The following is a 23,704-nucleotide window of genomic DNA, read 5'->3' on the forward strand; positions in this document are numbered from 1 at the left end:
AGGCCGGAACAAAACATCCGAGTCTTCGTTGCCTGACAGTGTGGTGCGTGAGCAGGGATTTAAAGAAATGTCGGAACAGGTTTTAAATACCATAAGCTTTGCGGGGCGCGCTGCTGCTTCCAACCAGTTCAAAACCCTCTATACTGAGGGCATGACTTTGGTTGAGGAAACGGCAAGCTATCTCGATGGCGCCGGCCGCGTTGCCTCGAAGGTTCTGCCGCGCATGGCATCGGTCCTTTACGCAGCAGAATCGATGCGTCTCACCACCCGCCTGATGCAGATGGCCTCCTGGCTGCTTCTGCAGCGCGCCGTCAACAATGGCGAAATGACGCGGGACCAGGTTCTGAGCGAAAAGAGCAAGGTGCGTCTCGACAGCTTCAATGTCGACCGCAATGCGCCGGGCTGGAACGACCTGCCGGAATCTTTCCGTGACCTCATCGAACGGTCGCTGCGTCTCCAGAACCGCATCGCCCTTCTCGACCGCGAAATATACCGTCCGTCCGAAGCCACCAAGGTGCCGGACAATGAAAACAGCGTGCAGGCGCAGCTCAATCTCCTGCGCACGGCTTTCTCCATCAACTGAGAAAAGACGACCTTATCCGGACAATTTGAAAAGCAGGCTCATCGGCCTGCTTTTTTGTTTTGGTATTATGTCGAGTGAACGCCACCACCAAAACAGGGCAACAAAAAAGCCCGGCAAAACCGGGCTTTTTTTTAAAACGATCCGTCCGCAAGTGGATCAGAGGCCAAGGCCGCCGAAACGCTTGTTGAACTTGGAAACGCGACCACCGCGGTCCATAAGCTGCTGGTTGCCGCCCGTCCATGCCGGATGGGACTTGGGGTCGATTTCAAGGTTCATGACAGCGCCTTCCGAACCCCAGGTGGAGCGGGTTTCGTATTCGGTGCCATCGGTCATGACCACCTTGATCGTGTGGTAAGCGGGATGGATATCAGCCTTCATGACAATCTTCCTGGTTAAGTGACGTGCGGTCCATTGCCGCAATTGCGTCAATTGAGCCATTTCAATAAATGAAGCCATAGACCAGATGGGCTATGGCTTCCCAATTCGATGCGGAGCCTATACATGAAGGTCGCCGAGATAACAAGAGCCTGCCATACCCTTGTGAAAGGAGATGGCCGCCAGGGCAGGAATTTTACCGCACGCCGGAAATCTTCTCCCTAAATGGCCGAAAATGGCATGGAACGAGGAGCATCAGGCACGTGGCAGACATAGAAGAGCAGAAAGCAGCAAAACAGAGAAGCCTGAAGCCACTTCTCAGCCTGTTTCCCTATCTCAGGCGTTATCGCGGCCTGATGGCGGCGGCCCTTTTTGCGCTTGTTCTTTCTTCCGCCACCACGCTGGCGCTGCCGCTTGCCGTTCGTCGCATCATCGACCACGGTTTTCAGACGCCGGATGGCGGCATGATCAACAGCTATTTCGCGGTGCTTCTGGCAATTGCCGTCCTGCTCGCGCTCGCCAGCGCCATGCGTTATTATTATGTCATGACGATTGGTGAGCGGGTTGTCGCTGATCTGCGTCGCGATGTCTTTGCCCACCTCACCACGTTGTCGCAACAGTTTTTCGATAGTAACCGCTCCGGCGAACTGACCTCGCGGCTGACCGCAGATACGGTGCAGATTCGCTCGGCTTTCGGTTCATCGGCCTCGGTGGCACTGCGCAACATCATCATGTGTTGTGGCGCAGTGGTGATGATGATCTATACCAGCCCCGGTCTTTCCGGCCTCGCGCTGCTTGCCATTCCCTTCATCGTTTTTCCGCTGATCGCTTTCGGACGGTCTGTTCGTGCCCGCTCCCGCACGACGCAGGATACGCTGGCCAATTCTGCCGCCTATGCCTCCGAGACGATCGCCGCAAGCCGCACCGTGCAGTCCTTCAATGCCGAAGCGCTGGCGAATGCCCGTTACGGCACCTCCGTGGAAGCGGCTTATCAGGGTGCACGCGCGGCGATCGGCGCCCGCTCCATCCTCACCGCCGTCGCCATTGCGCTGGTCTTCGGAAGCGTTGTCGGCATTCTCTGGTATGGCGCGCAGAGCGTCCTTTCCGGCGGCATGACGGCAGGAACGCTCGGCCAGTTCGTGCTTTATTCGGTCATCGCCGCCAGCGGTCTTGGCCAGCTCTCGGAAGTCTGGGGTGAGCTGGCACAGGCGGGTGGTGCTGCCGAACGGCTTTCCGAGCTGCTGAATGAGCGCTCACCCGTGATCGAACCCACGGCACCTGTTGCCATGGTTGAGCCGCCGCGCGGCGAGGCGGAATTCGAAAATGTCGATTTTGTCTATCCGCTGGCGGCGGGACGCCCAACCCTTTCCGGCCTTTCGTTCAAGGTCGGCGCCGGCGAGACGGTGGCCATTGTCGGCCCATCCGGTGCTGGCAAGAGCACGGTGTTTTCGCTGCTGATGCGGTTTTACGATCCGCAACAGGGCCGCATCACGGTCGATGGCACTGATATTCGCGATGTCAGCCTGACCGATCTGCGCGCGCGCCTGTCCATCGTTCCGCAGGATGTGGCGATCTTTGCATCTTCCATTCACGATAATATCGCCTTCGGCCGACCGCAGGCGACCCGCGAAGAGGTCCGCGCCGCGGCCATCGCCGCGCAGGCGGACAGTTTCATCGAGCGCCTCACCGATGGTTATGACACGCAGGTGGGCGAGCGCGGCGTGACGCTTTCCGGCGGCCAGCGCCAGCGCATCGCCATTGCCCGCGCCATTTTACGCGACGCGCCGATCCTGCTTCTCGACGAAGCGACCTCAGCGCTCGATGCGGAAAGCGAAACGCTGGTGCAAAAGGCGCTCGATGAGTTGATGAACACGCGCACAACCATCGTCATCGCCCACCGCCTGGCCACCGTGCTGAAAGCCGACCGCATTCTGGTGATGGATGACGGCCGCATCATCGAGGAAGGCACGCATCAGAGCCTCATTCGCCAGAATGGCCTTTATGCACGACTGGCCCGGCTGCAATTCCAGACCAGCCCGGATGAGCTGCGCGCCCAGGCCTGAGCCGTTTAAGCCAGTACGCTGCGCCCCGCAACGCGGCCTGAAAACAAACATCCGCCAAGAAATGTGCCTTCGAGCGCATTATAGCCATGCATGCCGCCGCCGCCAAAACCGGCCACTTCACCGGCGGCATAAAGGCCCGGCACCGGCTCACCGGCAGCATCCAGCACCCGCGCCTCAAGGTCGGTATGCAGGCCACCAAGCGTTTTGCGCGTCAGCACATGCAGGCGCACCGCGATCAATGGTCCCATCGCGGGATCGAGCAAACGGTGTGGTTTCGCCGTCCGCATCAGCTTGTCGCCGAGATAACGGCGTGCGCCATGGATCGCGGTTACCTGCGCATCCTTGCTGAAACCATTCACGATTTCGCGGTCACGCGCTTCAATCTGCCGGCGGATGTGATCGATATTCAGCCGCGCGTCGCCGCTGATGGCGTTCATCGCCGCCACAAGCTCTTCCAACGTATCGCGGACAGCGAAATCCTCACCGCGCTCCATGAAAGCCCGCACAGGTCCCGGCGGCTCCTTGCCCAACCGCTTGAGCAGCAGCCGCACATCCTTGCCCGTCAGATCCGGATTTTGCTCGGAGCCGGAAAGCGCGAATTCCTTCTTGATGATCGCCTTGGTCAGGATGAACCAGCTATGACCGCTGCCGCGCTCGCCCAGCATTTTTAGCGTGCCGAGCGTATCGAAGCCCGGCATGGCGGGGGCGGCAAGACGGTTTCCATCCGCATCGCACCAGAAGGATGAGGGGCCGGGCAGGATGCGGATACCGTGACCCGGCCAGATCGGGTCGTGGTTCTTCACGCCTTCCGTGTAATGCCACATGCGATCGGGGTTAATGACGGCGCCGCCCGCCGCCTCGGTGATCGCGATCATGCGGCCATCCACATGTGCCGGCACGCCGCAGACCATATCTGCCGGAGGCTTGCCCAGCCGCTCCACCGGCCAGTTGCGCCTTACCATCTCCTGATTACCGCCAATGCCACCGGAACTGACAATAACCGCCGAGGCCGAAAGGGTGAAATCACCCTCAACTTCGCGGCTGCTCCGTTGCCCACGCAACACCGGATCCGTTGCAAGGACCGCCCCGGAAACGCCAGTCACCCGGCCATCGGTCATATCCAGATGGTCAACGCGGTGGCGGAAACGAAAGGTGAGCCGACCATTTGCCGCCATGGCCTTCGCCTTTTCAACGAAAGGTGCCAGCACACCGGGGCCGGTTCCCCAGGTGACATGAAACCGCGGAACGGAATTGCCGTGACCATCGGCAAGCGCTCCGCCGCGTTCAGCCCAGCCGACCACGGGAAACCAGCGCATGCCCATCCGGTGCAACCATTCACGCTTCTCGCCAGCCGCAAAATCCAGATAGGCTTCCGCCCAGCGGCGTGGCCAGTGATCCTCGGGACGGTCGAAACCGGCCGAACCGAACCAGTCCTGCCTTGCGAGATCGAGATTGTCGCGCACCCGCATCCGACGCTGCTCGGGGCTATCAACAAAAAACAGACCACCCAGCGACCAGAACGCCTGTCCGCCAAGGTTCTGCTCGCCCTCCTGATCCACGACACAGACGCTCAGTCCTCGCTCGACCGCCTCGGTCGCCGCCACCAGCCCGGCAAGCCCCGCACCGACGATGATCACATCATATCGCTCCATCAACCCCTCCCAGACATGGCGGAATTACCTTTACGCGAACGTAAACTGTAAATTAACGCACAATGGCCGCATGTGGGAGATGTTGAAAGCAGTGCGGACTAAAATTTCTTGAGTGACCAAAGCTTCGTTTCTTTGTTCTGCTCTACCACACCCTCTGCCTCCATGATGGACAGCAAAGTACGTGAAATATGGCCTTCGTGCTCTACGTGGCCCGTGTAGATTCCAAGTGAACGGCCGATCTCGGAATTCTTCATTCCCTCACTCTTGTCGCTTTTCAACAAAAGATAGATGGCCGACTTCAATTGTGACATTGCCAGTTGTGCTACAGCATAAGGCTCATCTGAGAATGTCATATGTTCTCCGTAGGACTAGCGTTCGGTGAGCTTGAGTTCGATACGACGGTTCTGCTGGCGGGCTTCCGGCGTATCGCCTTCAGCAATCGGCTGAAACTCGCCAAAGCCAGCGGCAACCAGCCGGTTTGCCGGCACGCCCCTGGAGATCAGGAATTTCACCACCGAGGTGGCGCGGGCCGAGGAAAGTTCCCAATTGTCGCGGAAACGACCGGAACCGGAAAGCTGAACATTGTCCGTATGGCCATCCACACGCAGTACCCAGTTGATCTCGGCCGGGATTTCCTTGGCGAGATCGATAAGCGCGGCCGCCAGCTTCTCCATTTCCGCCTGCCCGGCTGGATTGAGGTCATTTCCGCCGGAAGGAAACAGCACTTCGGACTGGAAGACGAAACGGTCGCCGACGATGCGGATATTTTCGCGATCCGAGAGGATTTCGCGCAGCCGGCCGAAGAAATCCGAGCGATAGCGGTTCAGTTCCTGCACCCGCTGTGCCAGCGCGACATTGAGGCGGCGGCCGAGATCGGCGATCTTGACCTGAGACGAGGTGTCCTTGGCTTCCGATGCCTGCAGGGCGGCTTCCACTGAAGCGATCTGCGCCCTCAGCGCCGCAATCTGCTGGTTGAGCAATTCGATCTGCGCAGACGCACGGGAGTTGGCCTGCTTCTGGTCATCCAGCTCGCCGGTCAGGCTGCCGATCCGGGCATTGGCGTTGGCACTGCTGCCCGATCCCGCATCGAGAAGCGCCTGCAGGCGCGAACGCTCATTTTCCGATGAGGCGAGCGTCGATTGCAGGCTTGCCAGCGCGTCCTCAATATCCTGCTTGTTGCCCTTTTCCATGGCCAGAAGTTCGGTCAATTCGGCAATCTGGCTGTTGAGGCGCGTCAGCACCTCGTCCTTGCCGGTAATTTCCCGCGACAGGACAAACTGCGCCAGCACGAAGACGGTCAGCAGAAACATGATGGCCATGAGCAGCGTCGACAGCGCATCGACGAAACCCGGCCAATAATCCACACCCCTGTCGCGGCGGCGGTTGCGCGCAAGCGCCATGGCTACTCGCTCCCGTTATCGTGCCGGGTGCGTCCGGAGGATTTTGTTTCGCTGTCAATGCGCGTCGACAGCCGGTCGAGCGTGCGGCGAAGCGATTTCGATTCTTCCTGTTGCGCCTCGATCCAGTCGCGCAGCATCTGCTGTTCGCTGCGCATATTCTTGACGAGGCCCTGAATACCTTCGGCAAGGCTGGTCATGGCCGCAAGCGAACGCTCGGTGCTGACCATGGCGCCGGCTTCAGCCTTGAATTCCCTTGGGCCCTCCACCGTCGTATCGGTGACAGAAGACAGCCAGTTTTCAAGCTGTGTATAAAAGCGGTTCTGGGCGCGGCCAGCCTGAAGATCGAGAAAACCGAGGATCAGCGAACCCGAAAGACCCAGAAGCGATGAGGAAAACGCCGTTCCCATGCCGGCAAGCGGTGCTGTGAGACCCGCTTTGAGCGAGCTTAGAATATCATTGCTGTCGCCGGCGCTCGGATCAAGCGACTGGATGACATTGCTGATGGCGCCGATGGTGCCGATCAGGCCCCAGAAGGTGCCGAGCAGACCGAGAAACACCAGAAGGCCGACGAGATAACGCGATGTGTCACGCGATTCATCAAGACGCGTCCCTATGGAATCGAGGATGGTCCGCTGCGTGACGGTGGAAAGCCTAACCTCGCCGCGCTTGCCGATCAGCGTGCTCATGGGGGCAAGCAGTTTGGGCGCACGGCCGACCTTTTCGACGCTGCCGGCAGCGCGGAAGGCATTAAACCAGCGCACTTCAGAGCGCAGGCTCATGGTCTGGGTAAACACCAGAATGATGCCGATGGCCAAAACGCCGAGAATGAAGCCGTTGAGACCGGGATTGGTCATGAAGGCGGTGTGCGCCTGCCGGTAAAGAATGGCCGCCAGGAAGCCGACGAGGATCAGAAACAGAACCATCGTCCACAGAAACGGTGTGGGGCTGGACAGCTTGTGGCTGTATTGCCGCGTGGTCACCGGTTTCTCGACGCCGAGATCAAGTAACTCCGAATCCGCCATAACGTTCGCATTCCCTTCGGTCACGTATCTAGCGGAAGCTATTTGAAAATTGCGACGATTTGAAGCGAAAAGCCGGTCTTTCGTCACAGGCATTTTACAAAACCGGAAGCGGACCGTGCGCAGAAAAACAAAAACGCCCGGCAAGGGTTCGCCGGGCGCCTGAAACTTGCATTAAACGGCAGGTTTTCTGCCGAAATCGATCAGCGGCCCGGTATCGGGCGGTTGGCGACTTCCACAAGCGACTTGTGGATATATTCATTTCCGGCTGCAACGGTGCCGCTGCCGAAGATATCCGTGCCGCCCTTGATGTCGGAAGCAAAACCGCCGGCCTCACGAATCAGCACCAGACCGGCTGCCATGTCCCACGGAGAAAGCTCGGCTTCCCAGAAACCATCCAGACGGCCTGCTGCCACATAGGCGAGATCGAGTGCTGCAGCGCCCATGCGGCGGATGCCGGCGGCCTCGCCCATGACGTGGCGAAGCTCGACGAGGAATTTGCCATGATTGCCGCGGCCAAGATGCGGAACGCCGCAGCCGATGACGCAATCGGTCAGCGCTTTACGCGCAGCAACGCGAATGCGGCGATCATTGAGAAACGCGCCGCCGCCACGCTCGGCGGTGTAGAGTTCGTCGGTGGCCGGATTGAAGATCACGCCGGCGACAACTTCCCCATTGCGCTCGAGCGCGATGGAAACGGCGAAATGCGGAATGCCGTGCAGGAAGTTGGTGGTGCCATCAAGCGGATCGACGATCCAGCGATGCGCGCCATCCGTGCCCTTTTCCTCGCCGCCTTCCTCGCCCAGAAAGTCGTAGGTGGGGCGGGCTTTCATCAGCTCGTCGCGCACGATCTTTTCGGCTTTCAGGTCCGCCTGCGAGACGAAATCGCTCGGTCCCTTGACCGAAACCTGAAGGTTCTGCACTTCACCGAAGTCACGCGACAAAGACTTACCCGCCTTGATGGCGGCCTGAACCATGACATTGAGAAGGGCTGAACGGGCCATCGAATTTGTTTCCTGGAAAGCTTGCGAACCGCCCGAAAGCGCATCGGGCAGGCACGTCATTATTTTCTTGAATTGAAAGTTTTCGGTTCAAGACCACAAAACGCGCGGAAATTCAAGGCAAAAAGCCCGCACCGGCCAGCCGGCACCGGAAGATCGGGCCTGCATCACGTCGGGCGGAAACGATTTGCGGCCTCTATCCCCTTTTTCTGCTGCTCGTCGGTGATGCCAAGATAAAAATCCTCGAGAGCCGGATCCTTCAGACCGGCACGGCGGGAGAGTACATACCATTTGGCCGCCTCCACCGGATCTGGCCGGGTGCCGAGCGCCTGAATGTAAAGATGCGCCACCTTGTTCTGCGCAATGACGTTACCACGCTGCGCCGCGCCATAAAGCCAGCGGAAGCCCTCTTCCAGATTTCTCTCGCCACCGAAACCGTTGACCAGCCAGATGCCGAGATCGACCTGCGCGGTATCGTATCCTGCCTTTGCGGCCCGCATCAGCCAGTCCCGCGCCTTGGCCTTCTTGTCTGCCGGCACATCCTTGACCGACCAGTAAATCTGCGACACCGCATATTGCGCGTCGGCAATGCCCTGCTCGGCGGATTTTTCATAGAATGGCATGGCCATCAGCAGGCCCTTGGCGCCGGGATTTTCCGAAACCAGTATCTGCCCCCAGTTGAACTGGGCGGACGCATTGCCGGCTTCCGCCGCCCGGCGCATGAAATCGTCGGCCTTGACCTTGTCGCGGGTAACGAATTTGCCTTCCATCAGGATAAGGGCGAATTTGAACATGGCGACGGGATCGCCACCCTGCGCCGCCTGCTGATACCAGAAGGCCGAGGTCTTCTCATCGCGGGCGATACCGAGGCCGCGCGACATCATTTCGGCCACCAGCGTCTGCGCGGACGCATCGCCGTTTTGCGCGCGGCTCAGCGCTTTGTCGAGCGCCTGCACATATTCGCCGCGCTGGAAATGCCCGTAGGCCTCATCTATCCTGCCCTTGAATTCCTTCTCAGGCGGCAGTGCCGGCAGGTCTGCGCCCATGCGCTGATAGACATTGACGCCCTGCGACGGCTGCAGATCCTTCTGCTCCTCGGATTGCACCCTGCCCTGACGGGAAGGCTGCGCCTCATCTTCCATCTGGCGGGAGAGCGCATTGCTCTCGCTTTGCGGCCCGGATTGAGCAAAGGCAACGCCCGCCGGTGCACCAAAAGCAAGCGCCAGCAGCGAAACGGAAAAGCAGAAAGGAACCGAGCGCATGAACATCGCCTGTATCAACCGCCAAACCGTGGCGCTTTTTCGTCAAGCAAAGCGTTGATTTCAGAAACCGCCTGGGCGGCACCGGCGTCATTGTCGAAAACGCCGCTGCGCATCGCCACAAATTCCACGCCGGTTTCAGCCACGGCAACCACCGAGGACGGATCCGTGCCGCCCATGACGATGGCCGGGATTTCGATCATCGACGCCCACCACTCGCCAAGCGCCAGGTTTTTGGGATGGGCCTCCGGCTTGATGTCACCTTCCAGCTTGCCAAAAAAGACGTAGTCCGGGTTGGCCTCACCCATCTCCAGAGCCTTGTGGCGGTCGTCCGCATTGCCGCCGCCGACGATCAGTTTCGGCGTAAAGTTTTCCACGGCCTCGGCCAGCGCCTCGGCATTACCTGCCACATGCAGGCCGTCCGCCTTCACCCGGCTGGCGACGCGGCTGTCGCCGGCGATGAGAGCGGCAGCACCCGCTTTCTGAACGGTCGGCACAATGAGTTCGGCCCACTTCTGGAAAGACGCGTCATCCAGATCGTATTGCGGAATGATGACGGAGGCCACATCGCCGCCCCGCAATGCGTCTTCCAAATCTGCCGCCTGTTTTTGCGCATCGCCCGATTGCGGGACGATCAGGACAAGGCGGCAGCGGTCTTCAACTATGGTCATCGGTTCGTCCATTTCAGGCAGAAGACACTTCCGGAGCGATCTGCACTCGTTTTGATATGATAAATCCGATAAACCGGACCGGCGAAAGGATCAACCATCCATCCATGCTGACCGATTTTCATTTTTTTCTCGTCGCCATTCCCGCAGTCGTGCTTGTCGGCCTTTCCAAGGGTGGGCTTGGCGGCGCGCTGGCACTGATGGGCGTGCCGCTTATGGCACTGGCGATCCCGCCCGTGCAGGCGGCGGCTATCTTCCTGCCGATCCTGATCGTCATGGATCTCGTGGCGCTTTGGGCGTGGCGGCACCATAACCATCGTCAAACGCTCCTCATCATGTTACCGGGCGCAATCGCCGGCATCACGCTCGGTTGGGCCACCTCCAGCCTCATATCGGCAGACGCCATGCGCCTTGTCGTCGCCTCGGTAACCATCCTCTTCGTCATGCGCTATTTTTACGAGAGCTTCAAAAGCCGAAGGGGGCAGGCAATCCCGGCCAAACCGCAACGACCGGCGGCCGCGACGCTCTGGTCCAGCCTGTCGGGTTATGCGAGTTTCGTGGCCCATGCGGGCGGGCCGCCCTTCCAGATCTACGTCCTGCCGCTAAAACTCGATCCCAAAACCTATACCGGCATGAGCGTGCGTTTCTTCGCCATCATGAATGCAATCAAGCTCATCCCCTATTTTGCGCTGGGCGCGCTTGACGCCACCAACCTCAAGACATCGGCAAGCCTGCTGCCCGTGGCGATGCTGGCGACACTCGCTGGCGCCAAAGTGGTGAAATACATGAAACCATCAGTGTTTTATCCGCTCATGTATACGATGGCGCTTGTCGCCGCATCAAAGCTGCTATGGGACGGGTTGCCGCTTTAGCCTTCGCCAGCCAATAAAAAGCCCCGACTGCACCACAGGTGCTGCCGGGGCCTAAAGAGAACAAACCGTCAGTCCTTAATTTCATAAAAGGCTGCGGTGTGGTTTATTCAATTCAATGCCTAGTGGAGGCTCTGAGCCTCTGCAATTCATCCTTCAGGCGCAGTTTACGACGTTTGAGGTCGGCAATCTCCGTATCGTCCGAAGACGGGGAAGCAAGAATACTTTCGAGCTGCTCCTCCAGAGCGCCGTGTTTCTTTTCGAGCGATGCAATATGAGCCTGAATGGTCATGCGGCACGTCCTTCCTTTTTTAAACCTACCTCCAGCTCTCCATCGCTGGAGTTTCAGGTTTGCGACGACAATGTGACATGGATTAACGATATTGTCGAAGGCGAAATGAAGGCAATAAGTGGGCAATTTGGTCGCAAGGGATAACTTCCCGTTACCGCGATTTGATGATAGAGGCTCGTGAACGATGACATACGCGCCGGAGGCTATCCGGCTGGCATAAAATGGGGATGACAAGATGCCCGATCAGGACCAGGCGGACATCAGGCTCACGCTGGCGCGGCTGCGCCAGGAGCATGAGGACTATGACGCGGCGATCAACGCGATGATCCAGACCAGCTGCGATGCGCTGCGGATACAGCGCATGAAAAAGAAGAAGCTGGCCGTCAAGGACAAGATGACCCAGATCGAAGATCAGGTCATTCCCGATATCATCGCCTGATCCGGAGAAATCACGTGACAGCAGAAACACCCCCCGTCGCCATCATCATGGGCAGCCAGTCGGACTGGGAGACCATGAAGAACGCCGCCGATACGCTTGATGCGCTTGATGTCGAATATGAAGCGCGCATCATTTCCGCCCACCGCACGCCGGACCGGCTTTATGATTTCGCCAATGGCGCCAAAGACGAAGGCTTCAAGGTCATCATCGCAGGTGCTGGCGGGGCCGCCCACCTGCCGGGCATGACGGCCGCCATGACGCCGCTGCCCGTCTTCGGCGTTCCGGTACAGTCCAAGACCATGTCCGGACAGGACAGCCTCTACTCCATCGTGCAGATGCCGGCCGGCATTCCCGTCGGTACGCTTGCCATCGGCAAGGCAGGCGCCATCAATGCCGCACTTCTGGCGGCTGCGGTTCTCGCGCTTGGTGACGAGGATCTGGCCGACCGGCTGGATGCATGGCGCGCGCGCCAGTCGGCAGCCGTCGCCGAATATCCGATGGACAGCGCCCAGTGATGGCGAAGATGAATGATCTGACCATCGGCATCATTGGCGGCGGGCAGCTTGGCCGCATGCTGGCGATGGCGGCGGCGCGCCTCAACCACCGTACCATCGTGCTGGAGCCGCAGGCTGATTGCCCGGCCGCCCAGGTTTGCAACGACCAGATCGTCGCGAATTATGACGATGAAAGCGCCCTTGCGGAACTCGCTCGTCGCTGCGATGTCGTGACCTATGAATTCGAGAACGTGCCTGTGGCGGCAGCCGAAACGCTCGCCGCCTCCGTTCCCGTCTATCCGCCGCCGCAGGCGCTCAACGCCTCGCAGGACCGGCTGACCGAGAAGCGCTTCCTCAACGGTTGCGGCATTCCGACGGCCGATTTTCGCGCCATCGACAGCCAGGAAGAACTGGAGGCCGCCCTGGCAGCTTTTGGTGGCAAGGGCGTGCTGAAAACCCGCCGCATGGGCTATGACGGCAAAGGACAGCGCCTGTTCCGCGGTGGCGAGGACAGCGCAGGTGCTTTCGACGCGCTCGGTGGCGTGCCGCTCATCCTTGAGAGCTTCGTCGCCTTCGAGCGGGAAATATCGATCATCGCCGCTCGCTTCAGGGACGGCACCGTCGTCTGCTACGATCCGGCTGAAAACGTCCATCTGAACGGCATTCTGCACACATCGACCGTGCCGGCTGCGCTCTCAAAAGCGGCTGCGGCAGTTTCCGTCCAGTCTGCGGAGAAGCTTCTGGCGGCGCTGGATTATGTCGGTGTCATCGGCATCGAATTCTTCGTGCTGTCCGATGGCTCTCTGGTTGCCAATGAAATGGCGCCGCGCGTGCACAATACCGGCCACTGGACGGAAGCCGCCTGTGTGATCTCGCAATTCGAGCAGCATATACGGGCAGTGTCCGGCCTTGCGCCCGGCAGCGCGGCCCGTCATTCGGATTGTGTCATGACCAACCTCATCGGTGACGACATTGATGATGTTCCGGCATGGCTGTCGAAAAAAGACTGTCTCGTACACCTCTACGGCAAGACGGAAGCACGACCCGGCCGCAAGATGGGCCATGTGACCGAGCTTTTGCACACAGGAAAAGCCTCAGTCTTTTAAGGCAAAGACACCTGCAAGTGTTGACAGGCAGGGGTCAAACGGGTATTTGCCTGCCAACCGAAAAGAGCGCGCCCCGTTGCGCGCTTTTGATTGTTTGAATAAGCACGGTAAAAGCCGTGCAAAACTGCGGACCAGTAAAATGAAAATCAAGAATTCGCTTAAAGCGCTTAAGGCCCGTCACCGCGATAACCGCCTGGTTCGCCGCAAGGGCCGCGTCTACATCATCAACAAGCAGAACCCGCGCTTCAAGGCTCGTCAGGGCTGATTGACTGCGACTGCGGTTCGCGCTCAACGTCGCGGATCACTTTGTTGACAGAGCAAAACTTTGCATTTGATATTGGGCGCAGGCGGGTTAATCTTTAACCCATGCGCCCAAATCGTTTTTGCATGGCTATTATCGTCGCTCAGGGTCTCCTGTTATCAGGACTGACCTCCATCGCTCATGCCGCGGATGGACAAATGCCTGCGGCCACGCAAGCGGCGCCTTCACCGGCCGGAACCATCGACACGCTTTTTGCATCGTTGAAAAAAGAGCGGAATGCGGTCAAGGCGCGCAGCATCGCCAACCAGATCGCGTCCGAATGGAACGATTCCGGCAGCGCGACGATCAATCTCCTGATGCAATGGGCAGGCGAAGCCTCCGACGAAAAGCGCAACGCCGCCGCTTACGATTTTCTCGATCAGATCATTCTGCTCGATCCGGGTTATGTGCAGGCGCCCTATCGCCGCGCCATGGTGCATTTTGCCGATGGCGACACCCGCAAGGCGATGGCGGATATCAACCTGACGCTGGAAAAGGAGCCGCGCTATTTTCCAGCGCTGGCGAGCCTTGCCAATATCCTCGAAGCCTCCGGACGCGACGAACTGGCACTGAAAGCATGGGAGCGTTATCTGGCGCTTTATCCAGCTGACAAGGACGCCCGCAAACAGGCAATCGATCTTTCCGAGAAGCTTGCCGGCACACGCGGCTGAGTTCCAAGGGGCCAAACAAAAATCGCCGCAAAAGCGGCGATTTTTTATTGAGTGACCGTCAGCCGATCATTCCATGCCAAGTGCCGCCATATAGGTCTGCAGGATGGTTTCTTCCTCGATGCGCTCGTTGGCATCCTTCTTGCGCAGGCGGATGATGGTGCGGATCGCCTTGGTATCGTAACCACGACCCTTCGCCTCGCCCATGACATCCTTGATGTCGCCCTGAATGGCAGCCTTTTCTTCTTCGAGACGCTCGACGCGCTCGATGAACTGGCGCAGTTCGGCGGCGGCGACGGTTTCGGTGGTGCTCGTTTCGTCCATCATATCATCCTTCGTAGTGGCGGCTCTTTCGCGTGAGCCCTGTTCATTGTATCCGGGCTAAAACTTTCGCCGGTCGCCGCCAGCCGGGCGGCACAAATTCAGGCCTGTGAACTGCCCATTGCCGGGCTTCACGTCAAGTCGTTTCCGTCGATCGGGGGTTATTCCTTCGGTCTGTTCTGCTCAAAGGCGGCTTTCTGGGCGTCGCTCGCCTCCGCCTGATATTTTTCCTTCCAGTCATCATAGGGCATGCCATAGACGATTTCCCGGGATTGATCCTTGCTGAGCGGAACGCCAGCCGCCTCAGCCGCTTCCCGATACCAGTTGGAAAGGCAATTGCGGCAGAAGCCCGCAAGATTCATCAGATCGATATTCTGCACATCGTGGCGCTCACGAAGATGCTGCACCAGACGGCGGAAGGCAGCCGCCTCGAACTCGATCTGCTGTGTGTCGTTCTCTTTCGTCATGGTGCAACTCCAGGCTCAATAGGGGCCGGTGCGGGAGGCGAACAGCTGATATTCATGCAAAACCGGATCGTCGTTCATTGCGGCGAAAATGGGAGCAAGACGGTTGGACCAGGCCGCAATCCCCTCCTCATCCGCGATCAGATCCTGCCGAACCTCCAGAAGCGCGTGCGGTATGCCCTTCATCATGCAGTGGCGATACATGGTATCGCCCTTCAACGCCCCGTCATAGGGCTCGTTGTCGCCGACGAGAATGTCGCCGGTCGCGCGCAGATGCGCCAGGAGCGGGTCGACCACGCGGTTATCCGTGTCCCACAGAACCGCCGCATGCCAGGGGCGCGGCGTTTCCTTCCAGAAGGGCGTGTAGGAATGCAGCGACAGAACAAGCGGCGCTTCACCCGAGGCTTCGGCAACGCCGGTCAGCACGCGGTCAACGGCATTGTGATACGGGCGGTGAAAAATCTCGATGCGTCTTTGCCATTCCTCATCCGAAATCGGGTGATTGCCGGGAATGATTGCCCCGTCGGAAATTTTCATGATGAGGGTGGGGTCATCCTCGCCGCGATTCGGGTCGATCAGCAGCCGCGAAAACCGTCCGAGCACCGCCGGCACGCCAAGACGGGCCGCGAGCGACCGCGTCAACCCTTCTATGCCGATATCAAATGCGATATGGCGATGAAAAGCGGTTTGCGGAAGGCCAAGTTTGCCGTAGTGTGCCGGCAGAAGGTTCATCGCATGGTCCGCCAGAAGAACCATGCCTTTGTCATATTCGCCTTCTATGATTTCATAAGGTATGAAGTCGTTCATCGATGATTTTCTGGGGCAGGATTGAGGAGAAAAGCTTGATGGCATGGCTTGAGGCCGGGCGCAAGTTTCGGCGGAAGAACAGCCATCTACCTTACCGCACTCACGATCCCACGAACAATATAATCGATTAAACTCGCGTTGACTTTCTTTGGCGGCCACGCCAAGAAGTGTGTTCATTATAACCATGGAATCCGGATGGAAGCCGTGACTCAGTCATCTCTCGCTCGTCCTCGCCACATCAGGCACCTTGCCCGTCTTTTTTCCGCAGCGGCATTGTTTATGACCCCGTTTGTGTTCGTGGAAACCGCGCATGCGGATTTTCGCGTCTGCAACAGCACGCAAAATCTCGTGGGGGTCGCAATCGGCTATCGGGCACAGGAGGGCTGGGTCAGTGAAGGCTGGTGGCAGGTCCCCTCCTCGACCTGCGCGACGCTGATCGAGGGTGAGTTGCAATCGCGTTATTATTATCTTTATGCCGAAGATGCCGCCCATGGCGGCCGCTGGACCGGTGACGTCAACATGTGCGTGGCGGAAAACGAGTTCAAGATCGGCGGCGTAGATGATTGTTATGCCCGCAGCTTCCAGAGAATGGGTTTCAAGGAATATGACACGGGCAGACAGGGCAGCTGGATGGTCCAGCTTTCCGATACGCCAGGCACACAGGGAAATCAAAACTGATGAAGCGTAACCGCAAAGTCAAAATTCTTGCAACTCTCGGCCCCGCCTCTTCGGAAGAGGCGATGATCGAGAAGCTGCATCTCGCCGGCGCCGATCTCTTCCGGATCAACATGAGCCATGCGAGCCATGACGTGATGCGGACGCTCATTCAGCGTATCCGCTCGGTCGAAAGCCGTAACGGTCGTCCCATCGGTATTCTTGCCGACCTGCAGGGTCCCAAGCTGCGCGTCGGAAAGTTCGCCGAAGGCAAGGTCGATCTCGTTGCAGGCCAGACCTTCACGCTTGATAACAACGACACGCCCGGCGACAACACCCGCGTTTTCCTGCCGCACCCTGAAATTCTCGAAGCGGTCAAGCCAGGCCACCGCCTGCTGATCGATGACGGCAAGCTGCATCTGCGCGCTGAAAAATGCGACGGCAAGAGCATCGTCACGACCGTTGTTTCCGGCACCAAGATTTCAGACCGCAAGGGCATCAGCCTTCCCGACACCCTGCTCGGCGTCGGCGTCCTCACCGATAAGGACCGCGTCGATCTTGATGCCGTTCTCGCCACCAACGAGGTGGACTGGGTTGCACTTTCCTTCGTCCAGCGTCCTGAAGACCTTGCCGAAGTGCGCAAGATCGCGCGCGGCCGCGTTGGCCTGATGTCGAAGATCGAAAAGCCGCAGGCCGTCGAGCGCATCGAGGAAATCATCGAGCTTTCCGACGCCTTGATGGTCGCACGCGGCGATCTTGGTGTCGAAATGCCGCTCGAAGCCGTTCCGGGCATCCAGAAGCAGCTGACGCGCGCCTGCCGCCGCGCCGGCAAGCCGGTCGTCGTCGCCACGCAGATGCTGGAATCGATGATCACCGCGCCCGTTCCGACCCGCGCGGAAGTATCCGACGTCGCCACCGCCGTCTTTGAAGGCGCTGATGCCATCATGCTTTCGGCTGAATCCGCCTCCGGCGACTATCCGGTCGAAGCGGTTTCCACCATGGCCTCCATCGCCAGCACCGTGGAACAGGATCCGCATTATTCCAACATCATCTATGCGCAGCGCGCCCAGCCGGAGCCGACAGGCGCCGACGCCATTTCGCTCGCCGCCCGCCAGATCGCCGAAACGCTGAAACTGTCGGCGATCGTTACCTACACCTCGTCCGGCACGACGGGTCTGCGTGCAGCACGTGAACGGCCGCAGGTGCCGATCATTGCCCTTTCGCCGATCATCCAGACCGCACGCCGCCTGTCGGTCGTCTGGGGCCTGCACTGCGTCGTCACCGGTGATGCGAGCGATCTCGACGACATGGTGAACCGCGCTTGTCGCATTGTTGTTTCCGAAGGTTTCGGCAAGCCGGGCGACCGCATCATCATCTCTGCCGGCGTGCCGCTCGGCACCCCCGGCGCCACCAATATGGTGCGTATCGCCTATATCGGCTCGGACGGCCAGAGCGGCGTCTGATAAAGGAATATCCAGGAATTAAAAAACCCGCCGGCAACGGCGGGTTTTTTGTTGGCCTTTCGGCCATATCAGAAAAAGCAGGTTTCAATGCATCTTCACCGGTGTGCTGAAGCGGCTGGACTCGATTGCTGCCGCACCCGGCTTGAAGCTTGCCGACGTGGCCGAAGCCGACATGTCGTGGCTGAGCATGCGGTTGGCGATAACGCGCGGCGCCTTTACCGAGCGTCCGGTCGTACCCTTGTTCTGGTTGAGCGCCCAGTCAGAGATCGAATCCTGCGTCAGGCGACCACCGCCGACCATCGCCTGGTGGGAAACGGCGGCATCCTGCTTGCTCGGGCGCGAGCCCTTGGTCGGCAAGCCGGCAGTGAGGCCGCCATTGATGGCAGGCTTCAGATCGAAGGCATCGCCGAAACCTTCCTGCGGCTCCGCCTTGGCGGTTTCAGCCGGTGCAACGGTGACCTTGTGGTTGACGGCAGCCGGGAAGGGCGCGGCGGTCGGCATGGCAGCGGACTGGACCTGCGAACGCGCGGCCTGACCGCTCTGTTCAAGCGCCGCAACCACCGTCGGAGAAAGCGTATCCTGCCGCGCCTCGGCGAGATCGTCTTCGCCTTCCGGATCGGCATTGGCGGCAGCAAGAAGGGCTTCAGCCACGGCCGGGCGATTGGCGGGAACCGGAACAGAGGCAAGCTCACCGGTTGCCGCAGGGGTCGCACCATCGGCAGAAGCCGTCAGGATCGATCCTTCCGCATCACCTCTCATGCCACGGGGCCCAAGAAGTGTGGGCACGGGCACGGAGACTTCAGCCAGATCGGCAAATTGCTGGCGTTCGGCCGGAGCGGAAGCCGGCGTTGGCGTCGTCGCCGCCTGCAGGGCATCCTGCGCGGCATTGCGGGCCGGGGAGTAAAGTGCAGTGGCAAGGCCGGTATTGGCCGGCGGCTGGTTGCCAAAGGCGGGACGAGCCGTCGGCAGCGGTGCATCGTTCACGCCCGGAAGAGCTTGGGCGGAAGCAACCGCAATCGTCGGTTCTGGCTCAGGTGCTGCCTGCTGCGGCGTTGCCGGGCGAGCGACGGCCGGGCGTTCCGCCGGCGCCGGGGCTGCGATGCTATCGGGATCTTCATCCTCATCACCACCACCGCCAAACAGCGCCTGCAACAGCGTCTTGCGCTTGCCACCACCACCAGAGGAAGCGGGGCCGGCACCGGCGCTGGATGCAACCTGAACGGAGGAGGAGTTGACGCGCTTCTTGTAGTCCGCCAGCGCCTGCTCATAACCGGGAAGCGGCTTGCCGTCGGATGGAACGTGCAGCGTGTTGCCTTTCGGGAAGATACGTACGAGTTCCTGGCGGCTCATACGTGGCCAGGCGCGAACGCCGCCGACATCCATGTGCACGAAGGGGGAACCTGAGCTCGGATAAAAGCCGACGCCGCCGATCTGCATCTGCATGCCTATTTCACGCAGGGTCGAAAGCTTCACGCCGGGAATGTAAAAATCCATGGCCTTGCCGAGCATATGCTGGCTTTTTTCTGCGACACCCTTGGTGCGCGAACGCAAAAGACCGTTGGTCTCCGGCGAACGGAAGGCCGAGACGACATTGATATAATCGGTCGCGCCGCTGCGGCGATAAACTTCCCAAACGAGATCGAAAAGGCGCGGGTCCATGCGTGTGGGCTGATTGCGACGCCAGTCGCGCAAGAAGCGGTTCAGCTCCTGCAGGCCCTTCTGGTCGTATTTTCCATTGCGCTTGAAGGTAATGACCGCCTTCTCGCGGGTGTGGATATAATACAGTTTGAGGCTGCGCGTTTCGGCGGCGGCTTCCGTCGCAGAAACACCTACGAAAGGCATGGCGGCGAGCATCAGGCAGGCAAAGGTGACAGCGCGCGCCGACAGCTTCGTGCATATATCCTTGATCAAGCCGCGCGCAATCTTTGTCGAAAGCGCGTTATTGCGATGCAGATATGGCAATTCGATCCCCGCCTGGAAGACAATTTATGTCACATTGCCTCAAATGAACGTCAAATACGGTGACACGATGGCAAAATTGCCACACACATGCAACCTTCCTCTATATAGTGAATCAGCCACTAACAAGAGGTTTATAGACGGTAAGCGGATATCCTTGCTCAGAAGTTAACAAATTTCATGATCTGCCGGGCAATGCGCCATTTGCGGCGTCATGCGGCATCTCGAAGGGGATCGTCGGGATCGATGCCGTAATCCTTCAGTTTTCGATAAAGCGTCGAGCGGCCGATGCCGAGTTTTCTGGCGACCTGGCTCATCTGCCCGCGATAGAAACGTAGCGCGAAGCGGATAAGCTCCTCTTCGATCTCGGCCAGCTTTCGAATATTGCCAGCGTCGTCCATGCTCGAGATCAGGTTTCCGCCCCGGTATATGGTGGTGGAAACATCCGTTGTCTCTTCCACAACAGCGTGGCTTTCGGCGAGCGGAGGCGGCGGCGAATAGGCGGCCAGCTTCAGCGACGACCCGGATGGGGACCGGATGGCGTCACCCGCATCGTCCATCGTCGCGAATTCCGGCAGCTGCAACGCGATCTGCGGAAAATCGGTATCCGCCAGTTCCTCGCCCTGCGACAGGACAACGGCGCGGAAGACCGCGTTTTCAAGCTGGCGAATATTACCGGGCCAATCATAGGCCGTCAGAAGCGCCAGCGCGCTGGCATCAAGGCCGACGGGATTGGGCAATTTCTGTTCTGCGGAAAAACGCTCGGCAAAAACCCGCGCCAGATGCGGGATATCTTCCTTTCGGCGACGCAGCGCCGGAATGGTGATCGGGAAAACGTTGAGGCGATAATAAAGATCTTCGCGGAAACGGCCTTCCTTCACCTCTTCGATCAGGTTCTTGTTGGTGGCGGAGATCAGCCGGACATTGACCTTCTGCACCCGCGCCGAGCCGACGGTTTCGATTTCGCCCTGCTGAACCGCGCGCAGCAGCTTCACCTGCACGTCCAGCGGCAGATCGCCGATTTCATCGAGGAACAGCGTGCCGCCATCCGCTTCCATGAATTTGCCGATGTGTTTTTCCGTAGCACCCGTAAAAGCGCCCTTCTCGTGGCCGAAGAGAATGCTCTCCACCAGATTATGCGGGATGGCGCCACAATTGACGGTGATGAACGGCTTGTTCGCCCTGTCGCCTGCAGACTGAATGGCACGGGCAACCATTTCCTTGCCGACACCGGATTCGCCTTCCAGCACCACGGGAATACTGGACTGGGCGGCGCGCTGCGCCAGTTCTATCACCCTCAGCATTGCCGGGCTGGCGGAAACGATATCGGTAAAATTCACTGCATTGCTCCGTCCACGCCTGCCCGTGCGGGCCTTTGCCTCTCTCCTGTCCAGCTTGAGGGCATTGGAAATGGCCGCGCCGATCCTTTCCGGCGAGACTGGCTTGACGACGAAATCAAAAGCGCCGGCGCGCATGGCCTGGACGACGGTATCGATGCCGCCCTGCCCGGTCTGAACGATGACGGGAACATCGGTGCCGAGTTCGCCAACGGCTTTCAGAAAGGAAAGACCGTCCATTTCCGGCATCATGAGGTCGAGGACGATGACATTGATCTCACCGCTATATTGCTTGAGCAGCTCCAGCCCCGCCCTGCCGTTTTCGGCAAGCAAGGCCATATGCCCATAACGTTCCACCGCATTTTTGAGCAGGCGGCGCTGGACGGGATCATCGTCTATCACGAGAACATGCGCGGTCATTTTTGGCTCCGGTTTCCGGTTTATGGACCTGCGTCATGCGGTCCCTTGTGCCGCACTCTGGCACGGGAGACTTGAACATCCAGTTTTGAGATTTGCTTGCATTTTATCCATTGCTGCGGGAAACAAAGGCCCCATATGCTTCGCAAGCATAATCAGAAGGACGTGTTCGATGACCCTCAATCGCCTCACCCCGCAACCCGCATTCTCCCTTGCCGAAACTGCCGGTCCCGTACTCGGAGACCTGCCCGGCTGGAAGCTCTCGGATCTCTACCCGTCGGGCGATTCACCGGAATATAAGGGCGACATCGAAAAGGCGGCGGCCATGGCGACCGCTTTCGAGGATAAGTGGAAGGGCAAGCTTGAGGCGGCTGCAAAGGCCACGGGCGAAAAAGGCATCGGTACTGCGCTGAAGGAATATGAGGCGCTGGACGATCTTATCGGTCGCATCGGCTCCTTTGCCGGTCTGACCTATTTTTCCGATACATCGAACCCGGCAAACGGCAAGCTTTATGGAGATGCCCAGGCGAAGCTGACGGATATTTCCGCACATCTTCTGTTTTTCACGCTTGAACTCAACCGCATCGACGACGCGACGATGGACGCCTGCATGGTGAACGACGCCGCTGCAGGCCACTACCGGCCGTGGCTGGTGGATTTGCGCAAGGACAAGCCACATCAGCTGGACGACCAGCTGGAGCAGCTGTTCCTCGAAAAATCGATGACCAGTGCCGCTGCCTTCAACCGCCTGTTCGACGAAACGATGGCTGATCTGCGTTTCGACATCGACGGCGCGAGCCTTCCGCTGGAAGTGACGCTCAACATGTTGCAGGAGCCGGAGCCAGAGACCCGAAAAAAAGCAGCGGAAGCGCTGAGCGCCACCTTCAAGGATAATCTGCGGGTCTTCACCCTCATCACCAACACGCTTGCCAAGGACAAGGATATTTCCGACCGCTGGCGCAAGTTCGAGGATATTGCCGATAGCCGCCATCTGGCCAACCGCGTCGAGCGCGAAGTGGTCGATGCGTTGGCCGCCGCCGTGAAGAAAGCCTATCCGCGTCTTTCGCACCGTTATTACGCCATGAAGGCCAGGTGGCTCGGCATGGAGCAGATGAATTACTGGGACCGCAACGCGCCGCTTCCCGATACATCGAACACGATTATTCCGTGGGACGAGGCCAAGGACACCGTGCTTTCGGCCTACGGCAACTTCGCGCCTGAGATGGCCGATATCGCCCGCCGTTTCTTTGACGAGGAATGGATCGATGCCCCCGCCCGTCCCGGCAAGGCGCCGGGCGCATTCGCACACCCGACCGTGCCTTCGGCTCATCCCTACGTGCTCGTCAACTATCTCGGCAAACCGCGCGACGTCATGACGCTTGCCCATGAGCTTGGTCACGGCGTGCATCAGGTGCTGGCCGGCCAGCAGGGTGCCTTGATGTGCGCAACGCCGCTGACGCTTGCCGAAACCGCCTCCGTCTTCGGTGAAATGCTGACCTTCCGCAAATTGCTCGACGACACGAAGGATGTCAGGGAGCGCAAGGCCATGCTCGCCCGCAAGGTCGAGGACATGATCAACACCGTCGTGCGCCAGATCGCCTTTTATGAATTCGAGCGCAAGCTGCACACTGCCCGCAAGCAGGGGGAGCTGACTTCCGAACAGATCGGCGAATTGTGGCTCTCCGTGCAGGCCGAAAGCCTCGGCCCGGCAATCCGCATTTCCGAAGGCTACGAGACATGGTGGACATACATCCCCCATTTCATCCATTCGCCCTTCTACGTGTATGCCTACGCTTTCGGCGATTGCCTGGTGAACTCGCTTTACGCGGTTTACCAAAAGGCCGAGACGGGCTTTCAGGACAAATATTTCGAACTCCTGAAAGCGGGCGGGACCAAACACCATTCCGAGCTTCTGAAGCCCTTCGGCCTCGATGCCACCGATCCCTCCTTCTGGGACAAGGGACTTTCGATGATCGAAGGACTGATCGACGAACTGGAAGCGCTGGACAATAAACAGGCTTAACCCCGCCAGCCGGCAAGGCTATCCTATTTCGGACAAGCTTTGCCGGTTGATAGTGCCGGCGCAGAAACCG

The 23,704-nt window shown here is 59.3% G+C and carries 25 protein-coding genes; 11 read left to right on the forward strand and 14 right to left on the reverse strand.

The window, feature by feature from the left end:
- Nucleotides 1-67: 67 nt before the first annotated feature.
- Nucleotides 68-583: a protease adaptor protein RcdA gene (gene rcdA / locus EXN68_RS14445; RefSeq protein WP_137087995.1), complete on the forward strand. Its 516-nt coding sequence runs from the start codon at nucleotides 68-70 to the stop codon at nucleotides 581-583.
- Between the two features lie 156 nt (nucleotides 584-739).
- Here rcdA and rpmE read toward each other — a convergent pair whose 3' ends face one another.
- A complete protein-coding gene (gene rpmE, locus EXN68_RS14450) occupies nucleotides 740-961 on the reverse strand; it encodes a 50S ribosomal protein L31 (protein WP_003506183.1) in 222 nt (73 codons plus the stop codon).
- A gap of 260 nt (nucleotides 962-1,221) precedes the next feature.
- On the opposite strand from rpmE, the gene EXN68_RS14455 reads away from it, so the two are divergent.
- Entirely contained in the window at nucleotides 1,222-3,021 is a 1,800-nt protein-coding gene (locus tag EXN68_RS14455; protein ID WP_142841552.1) for an ABC transporter transmembrane domain-containing protein, read from the forward strand.
- Nucleotides 3,022-3,026: 5 nt separating this feature from the next.
- Here the strand turns inward: EXN68_RS14455 and EXN68_RS14460 are convergent, their stop codons facing one another.
- From EXN68_RS14460 to EXN68_RS14490, 7 genes are all read right to left on the reverse strand, one after another.
- A complete protein-coding gene (locus EXN68_RS14460; protein WP_142841553.1) occupies nucleotides 3,027-4,673 on the reverse strand; it encodes an FAD-binding dehydrogenase in 1,647 nt (548 codons plus the stop codon).
- A 98-nt stretch (nucleotides 4,674-4,771) separates the two neighbouring features.
- Nucleotides 4,772-5,026: a hypothetical protein gene (locus EXN68_RS14465; protein ID WP_142841554.1), complete on the reverse strand. Its 255-nt coding sequence runs from the start codon at nucleotides 5,024-5,026 to the stop codon at nucleotides 4,772-4,774.
- A gap of 15 nt (nucleotides 5,027-5,041) precedes the next feature.
- Nucleotides 5,042-6,073, reverse strand: a complete 1,032-nt coding sequence (locus EXN68_RS14470; RefSeq protein WP_142841555.1) for a peptidoglycan -binding protein — start codon at nucleotides 6,071-6,073, stop codon at nucleotides 5,042-5,044.
- Nucleotides 6,074-6,075: 2 nt separating this feature from the next.
- Nucleotides 6,076-7,095, reverse strand: a complete 1,020-nt coding sequence (locus tag EXN68_RS14475; protein WP_142841556.1) for a flagellar motor protein MotA — start codon at nucleotides 7,093-7,095, stop codon at nucleotides 6,076-6,078.
- A gap of 200 nt (nucleotides 7,096-7,295) precedes the next feature.
- Nucleotides 7,296-8,096, reverse strand: coding sequence for an inositol monophosphatase family protein (locus EXN68_RS14480; RefSeq protein WP_142841557.1), 801 nt, complete (start codon nucleotides 8,094-8,096; stop codon nucleotides 7,296-7,298).
- A gap of 164 nt (nucleotides 8,097-8,260) precedes the next feature.
- Nucleotides 8,261-9,361, reverse strand: coding sequence for a tetratricopeptide repeat protein (locus EXN68_RS14485; protein ID WP_161991346.1), 1,101 nt, complete (start codon nucleotides 9,359-9,361; stop codon nucleotides 8,261-8,263).
- An 8-nt stretch (nucleotides 9,362-9,369) separates the two neighbouring features.
- Complete coding sequence (locus EXN68_RS14490) at nucleotides 9,370-10,023, reverse strand: thiamine phosphate synthase (RefSeq protein WP_142841559.1); 654 nt, start codon at nucleotides 10,021-10,023, stop codon at nucleotides 9,370-9,372.
- A 104-nt stretch (nucleotides 10,024-10,127) separates the two neighbouring features.
- Here EXN68_RS14490 and EXN68_RS14495 point away from each other — a divergent pair, with 104 nt between their 5' ends.
- Complete coding sequence (locus tag EXN68_RS14495) at nucleotides 10,128-10,892, forward strand: sulfite exporter TauE/SafE family protein (protein ID WP_142841560.1); 765 nt, start codon at nucleotides 10,128-10,130, stop codon at nucleotides 10,890-10,892.
- 112 nt (nucleotides 10,893-11,004) lie between these two features.
- Here the strand turns inward: EXN68_RS14495 and EXN68_RS14500 are convergent, their stop codons facing one another.
- Nucleotides 11,005-11,181, reverse strand: a complete 177-nt coding sequence (locus EXN68_RS14500; RefSeq protein ID WP_142841561.1) for a YdcH family protein — start codon at nucleotides 11,179-11,181, stop codon at nucleotides 11,005-11,007.
- A gap of 235 nt (nucleotides 11,182-11,416) precedes the next feature.
- Between EXN68_RS14500 and EXN68_RS14505 the strand changes: the two genes are divergently transcribed.
- The 5 genes from EXN68_RS14505 (at nucleotide 11,417) to EXN68_RS14525 (ending at nucleotide 14,192) form a co-directional block, all read left to right on the forward strand.
- On the forward strand, nucleotides 11,417-11,620 hold the full coding sequence (locus tag EXN68_RS14505) for a YdcH family protein (protein ID WP_006314698.1): 204 nt from the start codon (nucleotides 11,417-11,419) through the stop codon (nucleotides 11,618-11,620).
- Between the two features lie 47 nt (nucleotides 11,621-11,667).
- Nucleotides 11,668-12,135, forward strand: a complete 468-nt coding sequence (purE, locus tag EXN68_RS14510; protein ID WP_034501985.1) for a 5-(carboxyamino)imidazole ribonucleotide mutase — start codon at nucleotides 11,668-11,670, stop codon at nucleotides 12,133-12,135.
- A complete protein-coding gene (locus tag EXN68_RS14515; RefSeq protein ID WP_142841562.1) occupies nucleotides 12,135-13,220 on the forward strand; it encodes a 5-(carboxyamino)imidazole ribonucleotide synthase in 1,086 nt (361 codons plus the stop codon). Before purE ends, EXN68_RS14515 begins: the two co-directional genes overlap by 1 nt.
- A 139-nt stretch (nucleotides 13,221-13,359) precedes the next feature.
- Complete coding sequence (gene ykgO / locus EXN68_RS14520; protein WP_003497670.1) at nucleotides 13,360-13,485, forward strand: type B 50S ribosomal protein L36; 126 nt, start codon at nucleotides 13,360-13,362, stop codon at nucleotides 13,483-13,485.
- 101 nt (nucleotides 13,486-13,586) lie between these two features.
- Complete coding sequence (locus EXN68_RS14525; RefSeq protein ID WP_142841563.1) at nucleotides 13,587-14,192, forward strand: tetratricopeptide repeat protein; 606 nt, start codon at nucleotides 13,587-13,589, stop codon at nucleotides 14,190-14,192.
- Nucleotides 14,193-14,258: 66 nt separating this feature from the next.
- Here EXN68_RS14525 and EXN68_RS14530 read toward each other — a convergent pair whose 3' ends face one another.
- The 3 genes from EXN68_RS14530 to EXN68_RS14540 form a co-directional block, all read right to left on the reverse strand.
- The gene (locus EXN68_RS14530) at nucleotides 14,259-14,516 is read right to left on the reverse strand and encodes a DUF2312 domain-containing protein (RefSeq protein ID WP_006314683.1); all 258 of its coding nucleotides are present in this window, start codon (nucleotides 14,514-14,516) and stop codon (nucleotides 14,259-14,261) included.
- A 155-nt stretch (nucleotides 14,517-14,671) separates the two neighbouring features.
- Nucleotides 14,672-14,977 (reverse strand): DUF1244 domain-containing protein, encoded by a 306-nt coding sequence (locus EXN68_RS14535; protein WP_142841564.1) that lies wholly within the window; start codon nucleotides 14,975-14,977, stop codon nucleotides 14,672-14,674.
- Nucleotides 14,978-14,992: 15 nt separating this feature from the next.
- Entirely contained in the window at nucleotides 14,993-15,781 is a 789-nt protein-coding gene (locus tag EXN68_RS14540; protein ID WP_142841565.1) for an N-formylglutamate amidohydrolase, read from the reverse strand.
- Between the two features lie 279 nt (nucleotides 15,782-16,060).
- On the opposite strand from EXN68_RS14540, the gene EXN68_RS14545 reads away from it, so the two are divergent.
- Nucleotides 16,061-16,459: a DUF1036 domain-containing protein gene (locus EXN68_RS14545; RefSeq protein WP_225244082.1), complete on the forward strand. Its 399-nt coding sequence runs from the start codon at nucleotides 16,061-16,063 to the stop codon at nucleotides 16,457-16,459.
- Nucleotides 16,459-17,898, forward strand: coding sequence for a pyruvate kinase (pyk, locus tag EXN68_RS14550; protein WP_062653036.1), 1,440 nt, complete (start codon nucleotides 16,459-16,461; stop codon nucleotides 17,896-17,898). The genes EXN68_RS14545 and pyk overlap by 1 nt, the downstream gene beginning before the upstream one ends.
- Before the next feature lie 84 nt (nucleotides 17,899-17,982).
- On the opposite strand, the gene EXN68_RS14555 is transcribed toward pyk, so the two are convergent.
- Together EXN68_RS14555 and EXN68_RS14560 are read right to left on the reverse strand one after the other, a co-directional pair.
- Nucleotides 17,983-19,860, reverse strand: coding sequence for a peptidoglycan L,D-endopeptidase MepK (locus tag EXN68_RS14555; protein WP_161991348.1), 1,878 nt, complete (start codon nucleotides 19,858-19,860; stop codon nucleotides 17,983-17,985).
- 209 nt (nucleotides 19,861-20,069) lie between these two features.
- On the reverse strand, nucleotides 20,070-21,614 hold the full coding sequence (locus tag EXN68_RS14560) for a sigma-54-dependent transcriptional regulator (RefSeq protein ID WP_142841567.1): 1,545 nt from the start codon (nucleotides 21,612-21,614) through the stop codon (nucleotides 20,070-20,072).
- Between the two features lie 169 nt (nucleotides 21,615-21,783).
- Between EXN68_RS14560 and EXN68_RS14565 the strand changes: the two genes are divergently transcribed.
- Complete coding sequence (locus tag EXN68_RS14565; RefSeq protein ID WP_142841568.1) at nucleotides 21,784-23,634, forward strand: M3 family oligoendopeptidase; 1,851 nt, start codon at nucleotides 21,784-21,786, stop codon at nucleotides 23,632-23,634.
- Nucleotides 23,635-23,704 lie beyond the last annotated feature (70 nt).

The sequence above is a fragment of the Martinezella rhizogenes genome (genome assembly GCF_007002745.1).
GTDB classification, from domain to species: Bacteria; Pseudomonadota; Alphaproteobacteria; order Rhizobiales; family Rhizobiaceae; genus Agrobacterium; species Agrobacterium cucumeris.

Bases quoted from the DNA above. Each gene is read 5' to 3' on its own strand.
- ykgO (WP_003497670.1), top strand. From the start codon at position 13,360: ATGAAAATCAAGAATTCGCTTAAAGCGCTTAAGGCCCGTCACCGCGAT.
- EXN68_RS14515 (WP_142841562.1), top strand. From the start codon at position 12,135: ATGGCGAAGATGAATGATCTGACCATCGGCATCATTGGCGGCGGGCAG.
- EXN68_RS14465 (WP_142841554.1), bottom strand. From the start codon at position 5,026: ATGACATTCTCAGATGAGCCTTATGCTGTAGCACAACTGGCAATGTCA.
- EXN68_RS14505 (WP_006314698.1), top strand. From the start codon at position 11,417: ATGCCCGATCAGGACCAGGCGGACATCAGGCTCACGCTGGCGCGGCTG.
- EXN68_RS14565 (WP_142841568.1), top strand. From the start codon at position 21,784: ATGACCCTCAATCGCCTCACCCCGCAACCCGCATTCTCCCTTGCCGAA.
- EXN68_RS14475 (WP_142841556.1), bottom strand. From the start codon at position 7,095: ATGGCGGATTCGGAGTTACTTGATCTCGGCGTCGAGAAACCGGTGACC.
- EXN68_RS14485 (WP_161991346.1), bottom strand. From the start codon at position 9,361: ATGTTCATGCGCTCGGTTCCTTTCTGCTTTTCCGTTTCGCTGCTGGCG.
- EXN68_RS14480 (WP_142841557.1), bottom strand. From the start codon at position 8,096: ATGGCCCGTTCAGCCCTTCTCAATGTCATGGTTCAGGCCGCCATCAAG.
- purE (WP_034501985.1), top strand. From the start codon at position 11,668: ATGGGCAGCCAGTCGGACTGGGAGACCATGAAGAACGCCGCCGATACG.
- EXN68_RS14540 (WP_142841565.1), bottom strand. From the start codon at position 15,781: ATGAACGACTTCATACCTTATGAAATCATAGAAGGCGAATATGACAAA.
- EXN68_RS14495 (WP_142841560.1), top strand. From the start codon at position 10,128: ATGCTGACCGATTTTCATTTTTTTCTCGTCGCCATTCCCGCAGTCGTG.
- EXN68_RS14500 (WP_142841561.1), bottom strand. From the start codon at position 11,181: ATGACCATTCAGGCTCATATTGCATCGCTCGAAAAGAAACACGGCGCT.
- EXN68_RS14525 (WP_142841563.1), top strand. From the start codon at position 13,587: ATGCGCCCAAATCGTTTTTGCATGGCTATTATCGTCGCTCAGGGTCTC.
- rpmE (WP_003506183.1), bottom strand. From the start codon at position 961: ATGAAGGCTGATATCCATCCCGCTTACCACACGATCAAGGTGGTCATG.
- pyk (WP_062653036.1), top strand. From the start codon at position 16,459: ATGAAGCGTAACCGCAAAGTCAAAATTCTTGCAACTCTCGGCCCCGCC.
- EXN68_RS14460 (WP_142841553.1), bottom strand. From the start codon at position 4,673: ATGGAGCGATATGATGTGATCATCGTCGGTGCGGGGCTTGCCGGGCTG.
- EXN68_RS14535 (WP_142841564.1), bottom strand. From the start codon at position 14,977: ATGACGAAAGAGAACGACACACAGCAGATCGAGTTCGAGGCGGCTGCC.
- EXN68_RS14545 (WP_225244082.1), top strand. From the start codon at position 16,061: ATGACCCCGTTTGTGTTCGTGGAAACCGCGCATGCGGATTTTCGCGTC.
- EXN68_RS14470 (WP_142841555.1), bottom strand. From the start codon at position 6,073: ATGGCGCTTGCGCGCAACCGCCGCCGCGACAGGGGTGTGGATTATTGG.
- EXN68_RS14560 (WP_142841567.1), bottom strand. From the start codon at position 21,614: ATGACCGCGCATGTTCTCGTGATAGACGATGATCCCGTCCAGCGCCGC.
- EXN68_RS14530 (WP_006314683.1), bottom strand. From the start codon at position 14,516: ATGATGGACGAAACGAGCACCACCGAAACCGTCGCCGCCGCCGAACTG.
- EXN68_RS14490 (WP_142841559.1), bottom strand. From the start codon at position 10,023: ATGACCATAGTTGAAGACCGCTGCCGCCTTGTCCTGATCGTCCCGCAA.
- rcdA (WP_137087995.1), top strand. From the start codon at position 68: ATGTCGGAACAGGTTTTAAATACCATAAGCTTTGCGGGGCGCGCTGCT.